Origin of the sequence: Streptomyces sp. NPDC090106, assembly GCF_044747265.1 — a bacterium.
In the GTDB taxonomy this organism is placed as follows: domain Bacteria; phylum Actinomycetota; class Actinomycetes; order Streptomycetales; family Streptomycetaceae; genus Streptomyces.
In genome coordinates this window covers 511,289-530,735 of sequence record NZ_JBIVDS010000006.1, presented here as the reverse complement: position 1 = coordinate 530,735, position 19,447 = coordinate 511,289, and the positions used below count along the sequence as shown (strand labels likewise).

At 73.2% G+C, this 19,447-nt stretch carries 19 protein-coding genes; 3 read left to right on the top strand and 16 right to left on the bottom strand.

What is annotated here, in order from left to right; translation table 11 throughout:
- Window positions 1–44: 44 nt before the first annotated feature.
- The 4 genes from ACIPSE_RS22455 to ACIPSE_RS22440 all read right to left on the bottom strand — a co-directional run bounded on the left by ACIPSE_RS22455 (window position 45) and on the right by ACIPSE_RS22440 (window position 3,836).
- On the bottom strand, window positions 45–1,010 hold the full coding sequence (locus ACIPSE_RS22455) for an ABC transporter substrate-binding protein (RefSeq protein ID WP_401665056.1): 966 nt from the start codon (window positions 1,008–1,010) through the stop codon (window positions 45–47).
- A gap of 161 nt (window positions 1,011–1,171) precedes the next feature.
- On the bottom strand, window positions 1,172–1,420 hold the full coding sequence (locus ACIPSE_RS22450; RefSeq protein WP_401664929.1) for a DUF6158 family protein: 249 nt from the start codon (window positions 1,418–1,420) through the stop codon (window positions 1,172–1,174).
- Between the two features lie 88 nt (window positions 1,421–1,508).
- Entirely contained in the window at window positions 1,509–3,128 is a 1,620-nt protein-coding gene (locus tag ACIPSE_RS22445) for an ATP-binding cassette domain-containing protein (RefSeq protein ID WP_401664928.1), read from the bottom strand.
- 42 nt (window positions 3,129–3,170) lie between these two features.
- Complete coding sequence (locus tag ACIPSE_RS22440) at window positions 3,171–3,836, bottom strand: histidine phosphatase family protein (protein WP_401664927.1); 666 nt, start codon at window positions 3,834–3,836, stop codon at window positions 3,171–3,173.
- A 214-nt stretch (window positions 3,837–4,050) separates the two neighbouring features.
- On the opposite strand from ACIPSE_RS22440, the gene ACIPSE_RS22435 reads away from it, so the two are divergent.
- Window positions 4,051–4,872 (top strand): class I SAM-dependent methyltransferase, encoded by an 822-nt coding sequence (locus ACIPSE_RS22435; protein ID WP_401664926.1) that lies wholly within the window; start codon window positions 4,051–4,053, stop codon window positions 4,870–4,872.
- A 42-nt stretch (window positions 4,873–4,914) separates the two neighbouring features.
- Window positions 4,915–5,085: a hydrophobic protein gene (locus ACIPSE_RS22430; RefSeq protein ID WP_401664925.1), complete on the top strand. Its 171-nt coding sequence runs from the start codon at window positions 4,915–4,917 to the stop codon at window positions 5,083–5,085.
- 25 nt (window positions 5,086–5,110) lie between these two features.
- On the opposite strand, the gene ACIPSE_RS22425 is transcribed toward ACIPSE_RS22430, so the two are convergent.
- From ACIPSE_RS22425 to ACIPSE_RS22415, 3 genes are all read right to left on the bottom strand, one after another.
- A complete protein-coding gene (locus ACIPSE_RS22425; RefSeq protein WP_401664924.1) occupies window positions 5,111–5,779 on the bottom strand; it encodes a GvpL/GvpF family gas vesicle protein in 669 nt (222 codons plus the stop codon).
- Between the two features lie 130 nt (window positions 5,780–5,909).
- Complete coding sequence (locus ACIPSE_RS22420; protein ID WP_401664923.1) at window positions 5,910–7,760, bottom strand: transketolase; 1,851 nt, start codon at window positions 7,758–7,760, stop codon at window positions 5,910–5,912.
- Window positions 7,761–7,763: 3 nt separating this feature from the next.
- Window positions 7,764–8,015, bottom strand: a complete 252-nt coding sequence (locus tag ACIPSE_RS22415) for a hypothetical protein (protein WP_401664922.1) — start codon at window positions 8,013–8,015, stop codon at window positions 7,764–7,766.
- Between the two features lie 261 nt (window positions 8,016–8,276).
- Between ACIPSE_RS22415 and ACIPSE_RS22410 the strand changes: the two genes are divergently transcribed.
- A complete protein-coding gene (locus tag ACIPSE_RS22410; RefSeq protein WP_401664921.1) occupies window positions 8,277–8,627 on the top strand; it encodes a VOC family protein in 351 nt (116 codons plus the stop codon).
- 16 nt (window positions 8,628–8,643) lie between these two features.
- On the opposite strand, the gene ACIPSE_RS22405 is transcribed toward ACIPSE_RS22410, so the two are convergent.
- From ACIPSE_RS22405 to ACIPSE_RS22365, 9 genes are all read right to left on the bottom strand, one after another.
- Window positions 8,644–10,554, bottom strand: a complete 1,911-nt coding sequence (locus ACIPSE_RS22405; RefSeq protein WP_401664919.1) for a DUF5107 domain-containing protein — start codon at window positions 10,552–10,554, stop codon at window positions 8,644–8,646.
- Window positions 10,555–10,594: 40 nt separating this feature from the next.
- Window positions 10,595–11,494 (bottom strand): arginase family protein, encoded by a 900-nt coding sequence (locus ACIPSE_RS22400; protein ID WP_401664917.1) that lies wholly within the window; start codon window positions 11,492–11,494, stop codon window positions 10,595–10,597.
- 5 nt (window positions 11,495–11,499) lie between these two features.
- On the bottom strand, window positions 11,500–12,060 hold the full coding sequence (locus ACIPSE_RS22395; RefSeq protein WP_401664916.1) for a GNAT family N-acetyltransferase: 561 nt from the start codon (window positions 12,058–12,060) through the stop codon (window positions 11,500–11,502).
- Window positions 12,061–12,146: 86 nt separating this feature from the next.
- Window positions 12,147–12,389 carry a LapA family protein gene (locus ACIPSE_RS22390; protein WP_401664914.1) on the bottom strand — a complete coding sequence of 81 codons (243 nt, stop codon included), beginning with the start codon at window positions 12,387–12,389 and terminating at the stop codon, window positions 12,147–12,149.
- 59 nt (window positions 12,390–12,448) lie between these two features.
- Window positions 12,449–14,224, bottom strand: a complete 1,776-nt coding sequence (locus tag ACIPSE_RS22385) for a CocE/NonD family hydrolase (RefSeq protein ID WP_401664913.1) — start codon at window positions 14,222–14,224, stop codon at window positions 12,449–12,451.
- A 169-nt stretch (window positions 14,225–14,393) separates the two neighbouring features.
- Window positions 14,394–15,317, bottom strand: coding sequence for an LD-carboxypeptidase (locus ACIPSE_RS22380; RefSeq protein ID WP_401664912.1), 924 nt, complete (start codon window positions 15,315–15,317; stop codon window positions 14,394–14,396).
- A gap of 28 nt (window positions 15,318–15,345) precedes the next feature.
- Window positions 15,346–17,298, bottom strand: a complete 1,953-nt coding sequence (locus ACIPSE_RS22375) for an LpqB family beta-propeller domain-containing protein (RefSeq protein WP_401664910.1) — start codon at window positions 17,296–17,298, stop codon at window positions 15,346–15,348.
- A gap of 16 nt (window positions 17,299–17,314) precedes the next feature.
- Entirely contained in the window at window positions 17,315–18,619 is a 1,305-nt protein-coding gene (locus tag ACIPSE_RS22370) for a M20/M25/M40 family metallo-hydrolase (protein WP_401664909.1), read from the bottom strand.
- Window positions 18,612–19,445, bottom strand: coding sequence for a M55 family metallopeptidase (locus tag ACIPSE_RS22365; protein WP_401664907.1), 834 nt, complete (start codon window positions 19,443–19,445; stop codon window positions 18,612–18,614). Before ACIPSE_RS22365 ends, ACIPSE_RS22370 begins: the two co-directional genes overlap by 8 nt.
- Window positions 19,446–19,447 lie beyond the last annotated feature (2 nt).

Sequence of the window (19,447 nt, the reverse complement as noted above, 5' to 3'; positions counted from 1 at the left end):
GCCGGTTCCGCCGGGGCGGTGCGCCGGGACCTCGCTGACACCTCCTAGGAGAAGAGCGCCGGGATGTCGGGCTTCTCGTCGCCGAAGAGGCCGTCCTGTTCGCCGAGGGAGGCGAGCTTCTCCAGGGAGGGCAGGTCGACCTCGGCGGGCCAGCTGGGCAGGGTGACCTTGTCGATGACGTCGGCGCTGATCCTGGTGTAGGTGGTGAGGATCCGCCGGGCCTCGTCGGGGTGGGCGGCGGCGTAGGTGAGCGACTCGGTCATCGCTGCGGTGAATTTCTCGACCAGCTCCGGGTTCCGCTCGGTGAGCTGGGTGGAGGTGAAGTAGGTCGCGACGGTGAGCCTGGGGTCGGTCTCGGCGAACGGGGAGGCGATGACGCGGGCGCCCTGCTCCTCGGCGGTGATCTTCGCGGGGTCGCCCATCCAGGCGGCGTCGACGCGTCCGCCGTCGAGCGCGGCGGGCATCTGGTCGAAGGGGATCTCGACGAACGTGACCTTCGAGGGGTCGCCGCCCGCCTTGCGCACGGACTCGCGGACCGTGGTGTCGCCGATGTTCTTCAGGGTGTTGACGGCGACGGTCCGTCCGGCGAGGTCCTTCGCCGTCCGGACGGGACTGTCCTTCTTGACCAGGACGCCGGTGACGTCGGCGCCCACCTCGCCGTTGGAGGCGGCTCCGTTGACGACGGACCTGACGGGCACCTTCTTGGTCTGGGCGATCATCAGCGAGGTGGTGTTGCTGAACCCGAACTGGAACTGCCCGCTCACCACCCCGGGGATGATCGCGGCGCCGCCCTGTGCGGTCACCGTCTTCACCTCGATGCCCCGCTCGGCGAAGAAGCCCTTCTCCTTGCCCAGGTAGAGGGGCGCCACGTCGATGATGGGGATGACGCCGACGGTGACCGTCGTCCTCCCCTTGCCGGTGTCCGCGGACGGGCCGGCGTCGCCGCCCGACCCCCCGGACCCGCACCCGGCGGCACCCACCACGAGCGCCGCTGCGACAAGACCGATCATGCCTCTGTGCACGGGTCCCCCTCGGAGACTCGGACGGGTCGAACCTCGATGGTGCGCAGATTCTTGACGCCCGCAATGTACACGCACATGTATGCCGTGTCAGTCCCCTGTTCCGAGGTGGCGGCGACTATTCCGAGGTGGCGGCGACCGCCGTCGCGCGGTCAGACGCGGGGGGTCTGCGGCTCGCCCCGGCCGCGTTCGCGCGCGCCCGCCCGGGTGCGTCCGGAGGCGACCCGGCGCCCCGGGTTGCGCCGCAGGTACTCGCCCTCCAGCGCGGCCATCCGGCCGTTGTGGGCGCGCAGCGCGTCGTTCGAGCCGTACAGCAGGGTGTCGTGGCGCGTGCGGTGGACGGACTCCAGCTCCTTCATGAGCTGCTGATCGTCCAGGCGGCTGGGGTCGACTCCGGTCATGGCGGTGTCCCACTCGTCGTGTGCGGTTCGCCTTCCGCCTCCACTGTACGAACCGGGACGGCACCCCGCAGCCGTCCCGGCTCCCCCGTCAGCGGGCCCGCTCGACCCGCCGTTCGTCCCACACCGGCTCGGCCGTCTCGCGGACGCGTCCGTCGCTGCCGAAGACCAGGTAGCGGTCGAAGGAACGGGCGAACCAGCGGTCGTGGGTGACCGCGAGGACCGTGCCCTCGAAGGCTTCGAGGCCCTCCTGGAGCGCCTCGGCGGACTCCAGGTCGAGGTTGTCCGTGGGCTCGTCCAGGAGCAGGGCGGTGACGCCCTGCAACTCCAGCAGGAGGATCTGGAAGCGGGCCTGCTGGCCGCCGGAGAGACGCTCGAAGGCCTGCTCGGCCTGGGCGGTCAGCTCGTAGCGCCGCAGCCGGGACATCGCGGCGCCCCGGTCCTGGGCGTGCTCCTTCCACAGGATGTCGAGGAGCGTGCGGCCCTCCAGCTCGGGGTGGGCGTGGGTCTGCGCGAAGTGCCCGGGGACCACGCGCGCGCCCAGCTTCCACTGCCCGGTGTGCGCCACCGTGTCACCGGCCAGCAGCCGCAGGAAGTGCGACTTGCCGGAGCCGTTGGAGCCGAGGACCGCGACACGCTCGCCGTAGAACACCTCCAGATCGAAGGGTTTCATCAGGCCCGTCAGTTCGAGCCCCTCGCAGGTGACGGCCCTCACGCCGGTACGGCCGCCCTTGAGGCGCATCGTGATGTCCTGCTCGCGCGGCGGCTCCGGCGGCGGTCCCGCCTCCTCGAACTTGCGCAGCCGCGTCTGCGCGGCCTGGTAGCGGGACGCCAGCTCATGGCTGATGGAGGCCGCCTGGCGAAGGCTGAGCACCAGCTTCTTCAGCTGGGCGTGCTTCTCGTCCCAGCGCCTGCGCAGCTCCTCGAACCGCGCGAAGCGTTCCCGCCGCGCCTCGTGGTAGGTGGCGAACCCGCCGCCGTGCACCCAGGCGTCGGCGCCGGCCGGGGAGGGTTCCACCGAGACGATCTTCTCGGCGGCCCGGGAGAGCAGTTCCCGGTCGTGGGAGACGAACAGGACCGTCTTGCGGGTCTCCTTCAGCCGCTCCTCCAGCCAGCGCTTGCCGGGCACGTCGAGGTAGTTGTCGGGCTCGTCGAGCAGCAGCACCTCGTCGGTGCCGCGCAGCAGCGCCTCCAGGACGAGCCGCTTCTGCTCGCCCCCGGAGAGCGTGCGCACCTGCCGGAACTGCGCCTTGTCGTAGGGGACGCCGAGCGCGGCCATGGTGCACATGTCCCACAGCGTCTCGGACTCGTAGCCGCGGACCTCCGCCCAGTCCGACAGGGCCTGCGCGTACTGGAGCTGGGCGGCCTCGTCGTCGACGGTCATGATGCCGTGCTCGGCCCGGTCGACGGCCTGCGCGGCCTCGCGGATGCGGGGCGGCGCGACGGACACGAGGAGGTCGCGCACGGTGGTCTCGTCGCGCACGGAGCCCACGAACTGGCGCATCACGCCGAGTCCGCCGCCGACGGTGACGGTTCCGCCGTGCGGCTTGAGCTCGCCGGAGATCAGCCGGAGCAGGGTCGTCTTGCCCGCGCCGTTGGGCCCGACGAGGGCGACGACGGCGCCCTCGCCGACCCGGAAGGAGACATCGCCGAGCAGCGCCCTCCCGTCAGGGAGGTGGTACTCGAGGTGCGCGGCTTCCAGATGTCCCATGAGGCCGCATTGTGCGGGTGCGGGGCACCGTCGGGCAAACCGTTATTCGACCTGGTCCAGGGGGCGGCCGGCCGGTCCGCCCTCGGTGCCGGGGCCGGTGGCCCCGACGGTCGCGCCGGCCCAGGAGATCACCTTCCAGCCGTCGCCGGGCGAGCCCTCGACGACGACCACGCCGGTGTTGTCCAGGAGGTGGGACCCGGCGTGCCCGGCGTCCAGGTTGTCCGCCCGGTACCCGGCCCACATCCGGATGACGGCGCCGTGGCTGACCAGGGCGACGGTCCCGGCGCCGCCCTCGGCGGCCTCGGCGACGACGGCGTCGTAGCGGGCGAGGACCTCGTCGCCGCTCTCGCCGCCCGGCATGCGCAGCGCGGTGTCGCCGGCGGTCCAGGCGAAGACGGTCTCCAGGTAGGCGCGGCCCGCGCCGGTGTGACCGGGCAGCATCTCCAGGTCGCCGGCCGCGATCTCGCGCAGGCCGTCGCGGACGTGGACGTCGAGGCCGCGGGCGGCGGCCAGCGGGGCGGCGGTGAGCTGGGTGCGGACGAGGGTGGAGGCGTAGATCGCGTCGATGTCCTCGCCGGCGAGCGCCTCGGGCAGGGCGGCGGCCTGCCGCTCGCCGAGCGGGGTGAGCTCCGCGCCGGGTATCGCGGTGTCGAGCAGGAAGGCGAGGTTCGACGGGGTCTGGCCGTGTCGGACGAGGAGCAGACGCATGCGGTGGGCCTCCGTGATCGTGACCGCCCCCGGACCAGAAACGGCCACCTCAGCGTACCCGTGGCACCCCGCGGCCCTCCCGGCCGTCCACCGGGCTCCGAACCCTGCCCCCTGACGTATCGTCAGTCCACATGTCAAAACGCCGGTCTCATCATTCGACATGCGCGCGTACCGTGTCGGCTACCGGCAACGCGTCGAAAAGGGGAGTTCAGCCATGTCGAAACCGCGGGAGACCGCCGTCTACACGCACGGGCACCACGAGTCGGTGCTGCGTTCGCACACCTGGCGGACCGCCGCCAACTCCGCCGCGTATCTGCTCGGTTCGCTGAAGCCCCACATGCGGATCCTGGACATCGGCTGCGGCCCCGGCACCATCACCGCCGACCTGGCGGCCCTGGTCCCCGACGGCCGTGTCACCGGCGTCGACCACGCGGCCGGTGTGCTGGAGCAGGCGCGGGCCACGGCCGAGGCGCGCGGCCTGACGAACATCGACTTCGCCGTGGCCGACGTGCACGCCCTGGACTTCCCGGACGACACGTTCTGCGTGGTCCACGCCCACCAGGTGCTCCAGCACGTCGGCGACCCGGTGCAGGCGCTGCGCGAGATGCGCAGGGTCGTCAAGCCGGGCGGGTTCATCGCCGTACGGGAGTCGGACTACGCGGCGATGACCTGGTACCCGGAGTCAGCGGGGATGGACGACTGGGCGGCGCTCTACCAGCGTGTGGCCCGGGCCAACGGCGGTGAGCCGGACGCCGGGCGGCGGCTGAGGTCCTGGGCGCTGCGGGCCGGGCTGACGGACATCACAGCGACGTCCTCGACCTGGACGTTCGCCACCGCCGAGGAGCGGGCCTGGTGGAGCGGCCTGTGGGCGGACCGGACGCTGGCGTCCGCGTACGCGGAGCGGGCCGTCGGGGGCGGCCACGCCACCGAGGAGGAGCTGCGGGCCGTGTCCGAGGCCTGGCGGGAGTGGGGGCGGCAGGAGGACGCGTGGTTCAGCGTGCTGCACGGGGAGATTCTGTGCCGGAAGGACGTCTGATCCGCGAAATCCTGGATACACGGAGGCCAGGAGGTTCACACTATGGTTCCCATCTTGCTGGTACTGCTTCTGGTTCTGGTCCTGTTCGGCGCCGGATTCGCAGTGAAGATTCTCTGGTGGATCGCGCTCGCCGTGCTGGTCCTGTGGCTGCTCGGATTCCTGGCACGTGGCACGAACGCGGCCGGAGGCCGGGGCCGCTGGTACAGGTGGTGAGTCGTCCCCGGTTCTCCCACCGGGGTCAGGGCCGCTCTCCCGTGAAGGAGTAGGCCGCCCAGGGGCCGTCGAGTTCCACCCGGAATTCGGCGGCCCCGCCCGTGCCGCCTTCTGTTCCGTTCAGCAGGCCCACTTGTTCCACGAACTTCTCGCATTCGACGCGCCGGACCAAATAGGCGGCGTCGAGCACATGCGTTCCCGGGGAATGCAGCCGGAAATCCTCGGCGACGGCGGAAAGGGCCCGGTGCACCCGGTTCCCGAATTCCTCGCCGTATCGGTCGCCGCTGGAGGCGGCTCCGCCCCGCCGGTCCACCGTCACCCCCCACTCCACCCTCCCCTCCAGCCGGTCGAGGGTGCGCCGGAAGTCCGCCTCGCGCGCCTCCAGCATGGTGCGTACGCCGCTGTCGTCCCGGAAGACGGTGGCGCACCGCAGCGGCAGCGGGGTGGTGACGACGGTGAGCGCGTCGATGACGCCCTGGTGGGCGCGGGTCGTCGCGGCGGCCCAGTCCGGGTCCGCCAGCCGGGCGCGGAGCGGTTCCTCCGCGAAGTCGCGCTCCGGGACATGACTGACGACGGCGACCAGGCCGTGGTGGTGGAGCAGCCGGGGCGGATCGCCCGCGACGCCGGTCAACTGGGCCTGGAGCGGCGCCCCGAGCGGACGGCAGACGGCGTAGACGTACCGCAGTCCGCTCATCCCGTGCTCCCTCCCGGCATCCGCCTCGCCCACCGGACGTTCCCTCCCAGCTTGCTCTTACCCACCGCGCCCCGCCTCCCCACGGCGGCGTGCGGCTCAGCGGGGTGGGCTCAGCGGGATGACGGGCCGCTCACCGGACGATCGCCTCTTCCACCAGCAGCAGGGCTGCCGCGGCGATGGACCCGGCGTCGATGCCGGCGGCGCGCAGCTGCTCGTCGGGGGACGCCGAACCGGGCATCGTGCGGACGGCGAGGCGGACGAGACGGGGGGTGGGGCGGCCGTCGAGGAACGCCTCGAGGACGGCGTCCCCGAGACCGCCCTCCTCGTGGTGGTCCTCCACGGTCAGCAGACAGCCGGTCTCCTCGGCGGCGCGGCGCAGGGTGGGCCGGTCGACGGGTTTGACGGAGTAGAGGTCGATCACCCGGACCGCGATGCCCTGCGAGCCGAGGGCGTCGGCGGCGGCCAGCGCCTCGTGCACGGTGACGCCCGCGGCGACGACCGTCAGCCGGTCGCGGTCCCCGGAGCGCAGTACCTTGCTGCCGCCGACGGGGAACTCCTCCTCGGGCCCGTAGATCACCGGGGTCGCGCCGCGCGAGGTGCGCAGATAGCGGACACCGTCGAGGTCGGCCATGGCGGCCACCAGGCGGGCGGTCTGGTTGGCGTCGCACGGGTACAGCACGGTCGAGCCGTACACGGCCCGCATCATCGCCAGGTCCTCCAGCCCCATCTGGCTCGGCCCGTCCTGCCCGATGGCGACACCCGCGTGCGAGCCGACGAGGTTGATGCCGGCGCCGCTGACGGAGGCCATGCGGACGACGTCGTGGGCGCGGGTGAGGAACGCGGCGAACGTCGAGGCCCAGGGCACGAACCCGCGCGCCGCGAGGCCGACGGCCGTGGCGACCATCTGCTGTTCGGCGATGTGGCACTGGACGTGCCGTTCGGGGAACTCCTCGGCGAACCAGCCGGTGCGGGTGGAGTCGCCGACCTCCCCGTCGAGGGCCACGACGTCCTCGCGCGCGGCGCCGAGGGCGACGAGGGCGCGTCCGTAGGCGTCACGGGTGGGGGTCTCGTCGGCCCCCTTCTCCCAGCGGGGCAGTTCGAGAGGTCCGGACGGGGCGGGGTCCATCACACGGGTGGCGGGCGGTTCGCGCACATCGACCCGCAGGTCGCGGGTACCGCCGAGTTCGGCGACGGCCTCGGCGGCGTCGGCGAGCGGCTTGCCGTGCGCGCCCTCCTGGTCCTCGACCGCCTTGACGCCCTTGCCCTTCAGGGTGCGGGCGAGGATCACCGTGGGCCGGCCGGTGGTGGACAGGGCCTCGCCGTAGGCGCGGTCGACGGCGTCCACATCGTGTCCGTCGACCTGCACGGTGTGCCAGCCGAAGGCGTGGAACCGGCGCGCGTAGGCGTCCAGGTCGTGTGCGTGCCGGGTCGGGCCGCGCTGGCCGAGGCGGTTGACGTCGACGATCGCCGTGAGGTTGTCGAGCCGTTCGTACGCCGCGTGCTCGGCGGCCTCCCACACGGAGCCCTCGGCGAGTTCGCTGTCGCCGCACAGCACCCACACCCGGTAGTCGGCCCGCTCCAGCCGTTTCCCGGCCAGCGCGATCCCGGCCCCGACCGGCAGCCCTTGCCCCAGCGAGCCGGTGGCCGTCTCGACCCAGGGCAGGCGCCGTGGCGTGGGATGCCCCTCCAGGCGGCTGCCGTGTGCGCGGAAGGTGAGCAGTTCGGCGTCGTCGACGGCACCGGCCGCCTTGTACGCGGAGTACAGCAGCGGCGAGGCGTGTCCCTTGGACAGGATCAGGCGGTCGTTGCCCGGATGCTCGGGACGGTCGAAGTCGTAGCGCAGACGCCGGGCGAGGAGGACGGCCATCAGGTCGGCGGCGGACATCGACGACGTCGGATGCCCGGAGCCGGCGGCATCGGCGGCGCGGATGCTGTCGACGCGCAACTGCTGGGCGAGTTCGGTGAGTTCGGCGGTGTTCACGTGTCACCTCCGGTGATGCGGCCGTTCGGGGTCCAGGTCGTCCGCCGCAGGCGCCGGCAGGGTCGGCGGGACCGGCGGCGGATACGGCATGCCGAGGCCGCTGGGCGGTGCCGCGGGCGGTGTGCCGCCGATGACGTGGCCCGCGCCGCGCCCGCCCTCGTACCGTGCGGCGGGATCGGCCGTGCCGCGCACCACCAGGACGACCGCCACGACGATCACGAGGGTCACCACCGCGACCACCAGGGCGGTCAGCACGACGGCCCCCCGCCCCCGAGGACGCCGTGCGAGGGCTCGGCCAGGTGTTCTTCCGGGTGCTCCAGGCTCTTCATCCGCGCCGGGTACCCGCACCCCGGGCCCCGTAACGTGGCCCGCGGCCCACCGGCACCGTGCGGCCGGGCGGTGGGCCCCAGGGGGATCCCGTGAAGTGATCCCGTGAAGTGATCCGGTGAAGTGATCCGGTGAAGTGATGCGGTGAAGTGATCTCACGCCCCGGAAGGGCCAACTAGGCTCGTCCGCATGGACATTCTGGGAACCACGCTGCGCGTGTGCGTCGACGACCTGGAGGCCGCGGTCCCCTTCTACGAACGCCTCGCGGGCGGCCCCGCGCTGCGTTTCGAGCGCGGTGGGGTCGAGGTCGCCGCGGTCGGCTGCTTCCTGCTGATGAGCGGCCCGGAGTCCGAACTGGAGGTGCTGCGCAAGGTCGCCGCGACCATCGCCGTGGAGGACGTCGACGAGGCGTACCGCCTGCTCAGCGATCTGGGCGCCCGGATCGTCGCGGGCCCGGTGGCGAGCCCGGCGGGCCGGAACCTGATCGTGATGCATCCGGACGGGGCGGTGTACGAGTACGTGGACCGGCGCGGGGCGTAGCCGAGGCCGCGCCCGGTCACCGCATCCGGAAGTCGTACCGGGCCGGGACCGGCTCCTCGCTCACCCGCTCCCAGAGCCGTCCGACGGCCTCGGCGCCCTCTCTGAGGTCGGCGACCTCGAAGCCCTCCTCGAACACGGCGCGGGCCTCGTCGCGCCGCCCCTCGGCGAGGAGCAGCGCCGCCTCGACCAGCCGGAAGCGGCCCCGGGCCCGGGTCGCGGGATGCAGGCGTTCCCACACCGAGCGGGCGTCCGCCGTGCGGCGGGTCGCGAGCAGCGCCTCGACGGCCTCGCGGCCGAGCGCGGCCGTGGCCGCCGTCCACAGCTCCCCGGCGTCGCGCCGCTCCCGGCACAGGTCGTCGAAGGCCTCGGCGTACCGGTCGGCGGCCCGCTCGGGGTTTCCGCCGTCCTGGTCGGCGACGGCGAGGCAGCGCAGCAACGGCCACAGCGACGGGGCGAGTTCGAGGGCGCGCTCCCAGCTGCGCACCGCCTGGGCCCGGTCACCGGCGTGCCACTGGGCGACGCCGAGGTGGTACTCGCTGTGCGGGCTCGCGGGTGCGGTCTCCAGCATGTCCCGCCAGTGCGGGGCGACGAGGGTCTCCCCCGGCGGCCGGACCCGGCGCGGCTCGGGCAGCACGCCCTCGCGCAGCAGCCGCAACCAGGGGTGCTGGGCCTCGCCGAGCGTCGACTCGTCGAAGGGGGTGCCGGGCAGCTTCCAGTCTGCGCGCAGGACTTCGAGGGCGCCCCAGCCGGAGCCGACGGCGAGGGTCTCACGGGGTTCGGTGTCGGCGCAGGGGCGCCAGGCGGCGTGGGCGGCGTCGAGGTCGGCGCGCGGCAGCGCGGACTCCAGCCGGGCCTCCGCCTCGGCGGGGTCGGCCGGGGAGGTGAGCGGCCCGTACGCCTCCAGCCACGACACCTCGCTCTCCGCGTCGAGCCGTACGTGCTCCAGCTGGGTGCGGGCGAGGCCCGCCTGGATCTCGCGGTAGCCGTCGGTGCCGGGTTCGGTGAGCCATTCCTGCCAGCGGCGTCCGCCCGGGCCCGCGCCCCAGACGAACAGCTTGCGTCCGCGCAGCGCGTCGGTGGACGTCTGCACCAGCCCGTGGCCGTCCGCGTCGAGGGCGGCGATCCAGCGCCGCCGGTCCTCGGGCAGGTCGTAGAAGTAGTCGGCGGCGTGCGGCAGCCGCCCGATCTCGTCGTGCGACGGGACCGGCACCCGGCGCAGCCGCCGCTCGTAGCCGAAGTGCCAGGCGTCGTCGGCGGGCGCGAGGACGCGATGCCGTTCGGGTACGGCGATGTTGGACCACCAGTACGTGGGGACGGGGCGCTCGTGCGGGTTGCGGACGCGGACGCCGACGTACAGGAAGTCGGAGCCGTCGGGCAGCCACAGGTCGACCTGGAAGGGCAGGTCGCGCAGGCGTTCCCACTCCCACAGGCGCAGCATCTCGCCGCCGTCCGGGGCGGGTACGCGGGCGGCGTGCAGGGGTGAGCAGGACAGGGTGGTGTGCCCGGTGGCGCCGATGTTCCATTCGACGCCGCCGGAGAACCAGGCGCCGTTGAGGGCGAACGCGGCGGGCTGGAACACCGGGTTGCGGTAGAGGAGTTCGCGTCCGGTGGGCTTGTGGAACAGGGAGGCGATCCGGCCGCCGAGGCCCGGCAGGACGGTGGCGCGCAGCCGGTCGTTCTCGATGACGAGGGTGTCGACCGGGCGCGGTGCGCGGACCCGTCCGTAGCCGTCCCGGACGCGGACGGGCAGCAGGCTGCGCAGGGGTTCGTAGCCGATCTGGCGGGCCATGTCGCGCGGCAGGCCGTCGCGGTCGTCGATGCGGTGGAGTTCGTCCAGGGGCCGCAGCGGGGGCAGCGGGTTGTCGGGCCCCAACTCCGCGGCGGGCAGCGTCAGTACCTCACGTCGGATCGTCGTCACGATCACCATGGAAGCCGCTCGCCGGGGAGCTGAACAGGGGAGCCACCGGTCAGGATTGCGCAAAGGCGGACACGACGACGTCCGTGAGGAGGGCACCGGCCGTGCCGTCGGGGTCGAGATCGGGGTCGTAGATGGTGACGTTGAGGCCGACGCAGTGCGGGGACGCCAGCAACGGCCGCAGCAGGGAGACGAGTTCGTCCGGCCGGAGGCCGTCCGGGTCGGGGCTGTCGACCGCGGGCATCACGGACGGGTCGAGGACGTCGGCGTCCAGGTGCAGCCAGAAGCCGTCCAGTTCGGGGGTCTCGAAGGACTGGGCGGTGGCGCGGGCGAGCGCGTCGGCGCCCCATGCGCGCAGGTCGCCGACCGTGACGACGGGGATCTTCAGGGCGCGGAGTTCGGCGAGGTCGTCCTGGAAGGCGTCCCGGTTGCCGACGAGCCGTACGTCCTCGTCCCGCAGATAGGGCTTCAGGCCCTCCAGGTCGGTCAGGTCGTCCTGCCCGCGTCCCGTGCCGAGGGCGATCTCCTCCCCTCCGGCGGCGCCGATCCGGTCGGAGTTGCCGGGGTGCCGGAAGTCCGCGGACGCGTCCACGGCGACGAGCCCGTAGCGGCCGAGGCGGCGCAGGGCGAGGGAGGCGCCGAGCTGGATGGAGCAGTCGCCGCCGAGGACGACCGGGAACTCCCCGGCGCGCACGTGGTGTTCGACGCGGTCGGCCAGCTTGACCGTGTAGGCGGCGAGGGCCGCCGCGTTGAACACGCCGTCGCCCTCGCGCCAGTCGCCCCGGTCGTAGCGCGGGGGCACCACCACCCCGCCCTCCAGCGCGCCGAGGCGCTGGACGATCCGCTGCTCTCGCAGTGCCCCGGCGAGCTTGTACACGCCGGGTACGGTGCCGGGCGCGGGCGGGCGCAGGCCGAGGTTGGAGGGGGCGTCGAGCACGACCCTGGTGCGCATCGCCGTCACTTCCCCGTCATCTCGGCGGTGATCGCCCAGCGTTCGTGGTCCCGCCAGGCGCCGTCGATGTAGAGCATGTCCGGGGAGAAGCCCTCCAGGCGGAAGCCGCAGGAGCGGGCGAGGCCGATCGAACCGGCGTTGCCGGGCTGGACGTTGATCTCCAGGCGGTGCAGCCGCATCCGGCCGAAGGCGTACCGGACGACGAGCCCGAGGCCCTCGCGCATCAGCCCGCGTCCGGCGGCGTGGGCGAAGGCGCCGTAGCCGAGGGCGCCGCACAGGAAGCCGCCCTCGACGATGTTGTTGATGTTGATGTACCCGGCGAGGGCCCCGGCGCCGTGCTCGCCGTCCTTCTCGCAGACGAGGAACCCGGCCTTGGTCGGGTCGTCGATGAGCCGCCCCGCGAAGCCGGCGAAGGCGGCCGTGCTGTCCGGCGGGAACAGCCAGGGATGGTGCAGGGCCTTGCTCTCCCGGGCCCGCGCGGTGAACTCGCCGGCGTCCTCCCGGGTGATGTGGCGTATGCCCACGCGCGGGCCTTCGGCGAGATACGGCGGTGCTGTGTGCGGCATCCGGGCAGCATACGACGGGTGGAACCGCCCGTCGCGGGCGTGCGTGCCGGGCGTCGGGGCGCGGGCGGGGAGCCTCGGAGCAACCCCTAGTTGCGGCGCCTCATGAAGTACGCCCCGCACAGCGCGCCGATGACGCCTGTGGCGAGCAGGGCCATCCACAGGGGCATGGTCACCTCGGGGATCAGGAGCCTGATCCTGGTGGCGTGGGTGTTCTCGAAGATGAAGACGAGGGCGAGCACGGCGAGGAGCAGGACGACGATCCGTGCGGGAGTCAGCGCCGGGTTCCTGCCGCCACCCTTGGCGCCGCTCTCGGTGGTCTTCGGGCTCATGCGACCAGGCTGGGCCCGAAGACCGTCCCGCGCGCGGCGGGTACCGCCCTATGGGTGAGTCAGCGGCCGGTCACGGGCAGCTCCAGCACCCCGGTCCGGCCGGGCGCGCTCACCACGGTGACGGGCTTGACGCCCCGGTTCCCGAAGTAGGCGTCGTCGCTCGCCGCGACCACGAAGCGCAGCCGGTGTCCCTTCTCGTAGCGGTGGACGATCGCGGGCAGGGTGACGGTGAAGCCGCGGCGCACGTCGGGCACCCGGACCGGTGCGACGAGCCGGTGGACGAGGGTCTGGGTGCCGTCGGGGGCGACGTCGTAGAGCTTGGCGAACAGGACGAGCTTGTCGGCGGCGTCGCCGGAGCGCTGGGCGGCCTCGGCGGCCGGTGAGTCGACCTTGAGGGTGGCGCGGGGCGCGCCGACCACGTCGGTGGTGCGGGTGAGGGGCGCGCTGGTCCAGCCGAGGTAGGTGCCCTCGGTGTCGTAGGGCGCCGGGTCGGGCAGCCCGAGCAGGCCGTACAGGGAGCTCTCGGAGTGGCTGGTGGACACGGTCGCGTTGGTGTAGGTCCGGCTGCCGCGGGTGACCTTGCGGCGGTTGTCGACGAGTTTGCCGTCGCCGGACAGGTACAGCGTCCGGCTCGCGGAGGGGACGCGGTCGGCGGTGGCGTAGGTGTCGGTGGGGTCGGTGATCCAGTCGCGGTAGTAGGCGAAGGCGGGCCCGGTGTCGGTGTGCCTGCTCCGGTTCAGGTAGCGGTCGAACCAGGCGACGATCCGCCGGCCGACGTAGCTGGCCTCCAGGTTGCCCTGGCTCAGGTCGAGTTCGCCCGCGGCCATGCCCCCGCTGTGCCCCACGTTCTGCCAGATCATCTTGACCTGGGTGCCGCGCGCCTTGAGCGCCTTGTACGTGGCCGTCGCCTCGTTGAGGTTGAAGAGGGTGTCGGCCTGTCCCTGGACGAGGAGCGTGGGCGCCTTGACGCGGTCGAGGTAGGTGACCGGGGAGACGCCGCGGGCGTACGACAGCAGGTCCTCGGTGCCCTGGGCCGGGTAGCTGCCCGCGTTGAGGGTGCGGACGGTGTCGCAGGCGTCGGTGACGAAGTGGAGGCAGCCGAGGGAGTTGATCCGGGACGGGTCCAGGTTCGCGGCCGTGATCGGCTGTTTCTCCCCTATGAGGTAGAAGCCGTTGGTCCACTGCCACTTGAACGCGCCGGGCACCCGCGGGGCGCCGGCGGCGTTGTTGGGGTCCAGGGAGTACGCCAGGTCGTTCCAGGTGATCATCGGGACGATCGCGTCCACCCGGTGGTCGACGGCGGCGGTGGCCAGCTGGACGGCGCCGCCGTAGGATCCGCCGATCATGCCGACGCGCGGGTCGCCCCTGCGGTCGAGGGTGACGAAGTCGGCTCTGGTGCCGTCGTCGGCGGCCCGCGTCCCGGCGAGGAAGTCGATGAGCTGGGAGGCGGCGGTGCCGTCGATGCCGGGGTCGTCGAGGGAGATGAGGCAGCCGGACTGCCCGAAGCCGAGCCCGGAGTAGACGAGCGAGACGTAGCCGCGTTCGGCGAAGGCCTTGCCGATGGTGTTCGTGGAGCCGTCGTTCTTGCTGCCGCCGAAGCCGTTGGTGGCGAGCACGGCGGGCGCGGGGTGCGCGCGGTCCACGCCGGCGGGCCGGTACAGGTCGGCGTCGACGACGCAACTGCGCCCGCCCGCCTGGACGGTGAGCTTCAGCGCGGTGACGGTGTACTGGCCGGTCGCGGCGGTGGCCGGTGCGGTCAGCGCGAGGGGCACGGTGAGCGCGGTGCCGAGGGTGAGGGCGAGCGGGACACGGAAGCCGGGCACACGACGGGACAAGGAATCCTCCACACTGAGGGCAGCCCTGCGTACTGACCGGTAGGCACCGGCCGGTTGACATGGTGTGACACGTGTCAGACCGGGTCAATCACCGTGACGCATGATTCTTCGGGAGCCGGGGCCGAAGCGCCAGGCGCTCCCGGCCGGGACCGGGCCGGGAGTCGCCCGGTCAGCCGAGCGCGGGCGCGTCGAGCGTCAACGTCCCGGCGTCCGCGTCCAGTTCGGCGGCGACCCCGAACGGGATCGTGGACGCGCCCTCGCAGTGCCCGAACCCGAACTCCTCGGCGACCGGCACGCCGAGCCCGCCGAGCCGGTCGGCGAGCAGGGGCCGCACCTTCTCGTAGGGACCGCAGTCCTGCCAGGAGCCGAGGAGCACCCCGCGGACCCCGTCGAACCGTCCGGCGCGCAGGAGTTGGGTGAGGCAGCGGTCCAGCCGGTACGTCTCCTCCCCCACGTCCTCCAGGCACAGCAGTCCGCCGCGCGCCGACGTACGGGCGTGCTCGCCGCCCAGTTCGGCGGCGAGCAGGGACAGACAGCCGCCGAGCGTGACACCCCGGGCCCGTCCCGGCACCAGGGCCCGGCCGCCGGAGGTGATGACGCGGACGGTCTCCGGCGCGAACAGCGTGGCCCGCAGGTGCTCCTGGGCGCGCGCGTTCTTGACGAAGTCGAGGCCCGCGGCCATCGGCCCGTGCAGGGTGACCAGCCCGAGCCGGACGGCGAACGCCTCGTGCAGCGCGGTGATGTCGCTGAAGCCGACGAACACCTTCGGCCCGGCCGCCCGCATCGCCTCCCAGTCCAGCAGGTCGGCCATCCGCTGCGTGCCGTAGCCGCCCCGGGCGCACAGCACGGCGTCCACCGCCGGATCGCACCAGGCGTCCTGGAGGTCGGCGGCCCGGTCGGCGTCGGTGCCCGCGAGGTAGCCGAACTGCGGGTGCCGGTCCAGGACATGGGGTGCGACGACCGGGTCGAGGCCCCAGCCGCGCAGCACGTCGAGCCCGGCCAGGAGCCGTTCCCCGGGTACGGGGCCGCTGGGCGCGACCACGGCGACCCGGGCGCCGGGGGCGAGCCGGCGCGGCCGGACGAGCTCTGTCATGTGCGCGGCTTCCGTTCCCTCATGTCCGTCATGTGCGCAGTTCCAGGGTGGGCACGTCGGTCCGGTGCAGGCCGAAGACCTGGACGTACAGCGAGAGTTCGGCCTCCAGCGCGCGGACCATCGTCTCCGCGCGGCGGAAGCCGTGGCCCTCCCCCTCGAAGGCGAGGTACGCGTGCGGCACGCCCCGCCCTTCCATCCGGGCGAGGAACCGTTCGCACTGGACGGGCGGGCAGATCACGTCGTCCAGTCCCTGGAGCAGCAGGAAGGGCGCGGTGACCCGGTCGGCGTGCTCGGCCGGTGAGCGTTCGGCGTAGCGGGCGGGCACCTCGGCGAGGGGGCCGACCAGGGTCTCCAGGTAGCGGGACTCGAAGTCGTGGGTCTCGCCGTCGCCCCAGCCGGTGAGGTCGAGGATCGGGTAGACGATGGTGCCGCAGGCGTAGACGTCGGTGGTGGCGAGGGAGGCCGCCGAGGTCCAGCCGCCGGCGCTGCCGCCGCGGACGGCGAGCCGGTCCCGGTCGGCGGTGCCCTCGTCGGCCAGGGCGAGGGCGACCGCCGCGCAGTCCTCGACGTCGACCACGCCCCACTGTTCGCGCAACCGGTTGCGGTACGCGCGGCCGTATCCGGTCGAGCCGCCGTAGTTGACCTCGGCGACGCCGATGCCGCGCGAGGTGAAGTAGGCGATGGCCAGGTCGAGGACGAGGGGGGCGCGGCCGGTGGGTCCGCCGTGCGCCCAGACCACGTACGGCGGCCGTTCGTCGTCGGGGGCGACGCAGCCGGGGTGGTGGGGCGGGTAGACGTGGGCGTGGATGTCCCGTCCGTCGGGGCCGGCGAAGGTGCGGATCTGCGGTTCGGGGTAGTGGGCCGGGTCGACGGCGTCGTCGTGGGCGGCGCCGATCACCCGGGCCCGGCCGGTCCTCGGGTCGAGTTCGACGACCTCGTGGGCGCTGCGCGGGCTGGCCCCGACGGCGACGACGCGTTCGCCGTGCACGGCGAGGGTGGGGGTGAACTCCGTCCAGGGGCCCGCCGCGTCGACGACCTCGCCGGTCTCGGGGTCGAGTATCCCGAGCGCGGTGGCGCCCCGGCCGTGCGCGACGGCGATGAGGCCGCCGTCCAGCGGGGCGAACCAGCGCTGGCCCAGCTTCCACAGGGGGCCGGCGAACTCCTCCTCGCGCGGGCACAGCGGCTGCCCGTCGCGGTAGAGGTTCCACCAGCCGGTGCGGTCGCTGGCGTACAGCAGGCCGCCGTCCCGGGCCCAGTCGACCTGGGCGACGGACTCCTCGGGCCCGCCGGCGACCGTGCGGGGCTCGCCGAAGGTGCCGTCCTCGGTGACGGGGGCGACGAGCAGTTCCGTGCCGTCCCAGGGCATCCGCGGATGGTCCCAGGCGATCCAGGCCGCGCGCCGCCCGTCGGGCGAGACGCGGGGCCCGGTGACGAACCGGTGCCGGTCGTCGGTGAGTTCGCGCACGGCGGCGCGGTCCTCGGCGGCCGAGCCGTCCAGCGGCACCGCGGCGATGACCCGGCGCACGTCACCGGGTCCGTCCCCGGTGAACTCCTCCAGCACGCACCACACTTCACCGAGGTCGGTCCGCAGCACCGGGTCGGCCCAGCGCAGTCCGCCGCCCACCGCGGAGAGGGGGGTCAGCGGGACGGGGTCGGTGCCGGGCGCGTAGCGGTGGAGCCGCTGGTCGGCGAAGTCGACGAACACGACGAGCGGGGTGCCGTCGGTCTCGGCGCCGGCCCAGGGCTGTCCGCCGTACTCGATGACGCGGCTGCGCACGTTCCACGGGGCGGGCAGCACCGTCTCCCGGGTGCCGTCCGCGCGCCGCCGCACGAGGGCGCGCCGGCCGCCCTCGGTGGGGCGCGGTTCGGTCCACCAGGCCTCGTCGCCGACGAATCCCACGAACTCGGGGTGTCCGTCGTGCGCGGCGGCCAGGGCCGCGTCGATGGGCGAGGGCCACGAGCCGTACGCCAGGGTCTGCATCGATTCCCCCATGAGATCAGGCCGTTCGCAGGAACCGGTCGAGGACGTGGACGCCGAAGTGCAGCGCCTCGACCGGGACGCGCTCGTCCACGCCGTGGAAGAGCGCCTGGTAGTCGAAGCCCTCGGGGAGCTTCAACGGGGCGAAGCCGTAGCCGGTGATGCCGAGCCGCGAGAACTGCTTGGCGTCGGTGCCGCCGGACATGCAGTACGGCACCACGTGCCCCTCGGGCGCGAACTCCTCGACGGCCGCCCGCATCCGGGCGTACGTCGGTGAGTCGACCGGTGCCTGGAGGGCGACCTCGCGGTGGTGGAACTCCCAGTCGACGTCCGGTCCGGTGAGCCGGTCGAGGGTGGTGCGGAACTCGTCCTCGCCGCCCGGGAGATAGCGGCCGTCGACGTAGGCCACGGCCTCGCCGGGGATCACGTTGACCTTGTAACCGGCTTCCAGCATCGAGGGGTTGGCGCTGTTGCGGACAGTCGACTCGACGAGCTTCGCGGCGGGGCCGAGCTTCTTCAGCAGCGTGTCGACGTCGTCGAGGTCCGGTGCGACGCCGTACAGGGCGGCGAGTTCGGTGAGGGCGGCGCGCACGGTCGGGGTGAGCCGCAGCGGCCACTCGTGCTCGCCGATGCGGGCCACGGCGGCGGCGAGGCGGGTGACCGCGTTCTCCCGGTTGACCTTGGAGCCGTGTCCTGCCCGGCCGCGCGCGGTCAGCTTCAGCCAGCCGGTGCCGCGTTCACCGGCGGCGATGGGGTAGATCTGGCGGCCGGTCCCGTCGTGGAAGGTGAACGCCCCGGACTCGCTGACGCCTTCGGTGCAGCCCTCGAACAACTCCGGGTGCGCGTCGGCGAGGAACCCGGAGCCGTCGACGGCGCTGGCCTCCTCGTCGGCGGTGAACGCGACGACGACGTCCCGCCGGGGGCGCACGCCCTGGCGGGCCCAGCTCCGCACCACCGCCAGGATCATCGCGTCCATGTTCTTCATGTCGACGGCGCCCCGGCCCCAGACGACACCGTCGCGGATCTCCCCGGAGAAGGGGTGGACGCTCCAGTCGCGGGCCTCCGCGGGGACGACGTCCAGATGGCCGTGGACGAGCAGCGCGTCCGCCGAGGGGTCGGTGCCCTCGATGCGGGCGACGACGTTGGTCCGGCCGCGGGTCCGTTCCAGCAGCACCGGCTCCAGGCCCGCGCCGGCCAGCCGTTCGGCCGCGTACTCGGCGGCGGGCCGCTCCTGGCAGTCGCCGCCGCCGCGGTTGGTGGTGTCGATGCGGATGAGGTCGGAGGTGAAGGCCACGACCTCGTCGAGTGCCTGCCGGTCAGCCATACTGCTCCTCGATCGCGGCGGAGACGATCGTCGTGACCGCCTTGAAGGTGCGGATGCCCTCGTACATGGTGTCGTGCGTGTAGGCCACCTTGCGTTCGCCGACGCGGTCGACGCCGGGGACGACGGTGGCGGCCATCGCGAGGTGCTCGGCGTCGAACTCCAGGGCGACGGTGAACGGCCCCGCGCGCAGCGGTTCGTGACGGACCGCCAGGGCGGCTGCCTCCTTGGCCGCGGCGCGGATGTCGGCGGCGGTGCGCGCGGGTGTCCGGCACACGGCCGCGTAGCGCGACACATGGTCCTTCACCGCGACCTTGAGGGCCTCGGGCGCGTACCCGAGGGCGTCCTCGCAGGCCACGTCGTCGCCGGTGACGAGGACGACGGGTACCCCGAACTCGGCGACCACGTGCGCGTTGAGCAGACCCTCACTGGCCCGGACGTCGTTGACCCAGACCCCGGTGATCGAGTTGGCGAGGTAGGTGTGGGCGAGGACGCCCTCCGTGCCGGCGCCCGCGTGGTAGCCGACGAAGGCGATGCCGTCCACGTCGCCGTGCTGCACGCCCTCCACCATGGACAGCGCCTTGTGGCGGCCGGTGAGCATCTGGACGCGGTCGTCGAGGCGTTCCAGGAGCAGGTTGCGCATGGTCCAGTGCGCCTCGTTGACGAGAACCTCGTCGGCGCCGCCGTCGAGGAAGCCCAGGGCGGCGGCGTTCACGTCCGAGGTGAACATCGGGCGGCAGCGCTCCCACTGGGGTGTCCCCGGCAGCACATCGGCCGGCCAGGTCACACCGGTGGCGCCTTCCATGTCCGCGCTGATGAGGATCTTCATGC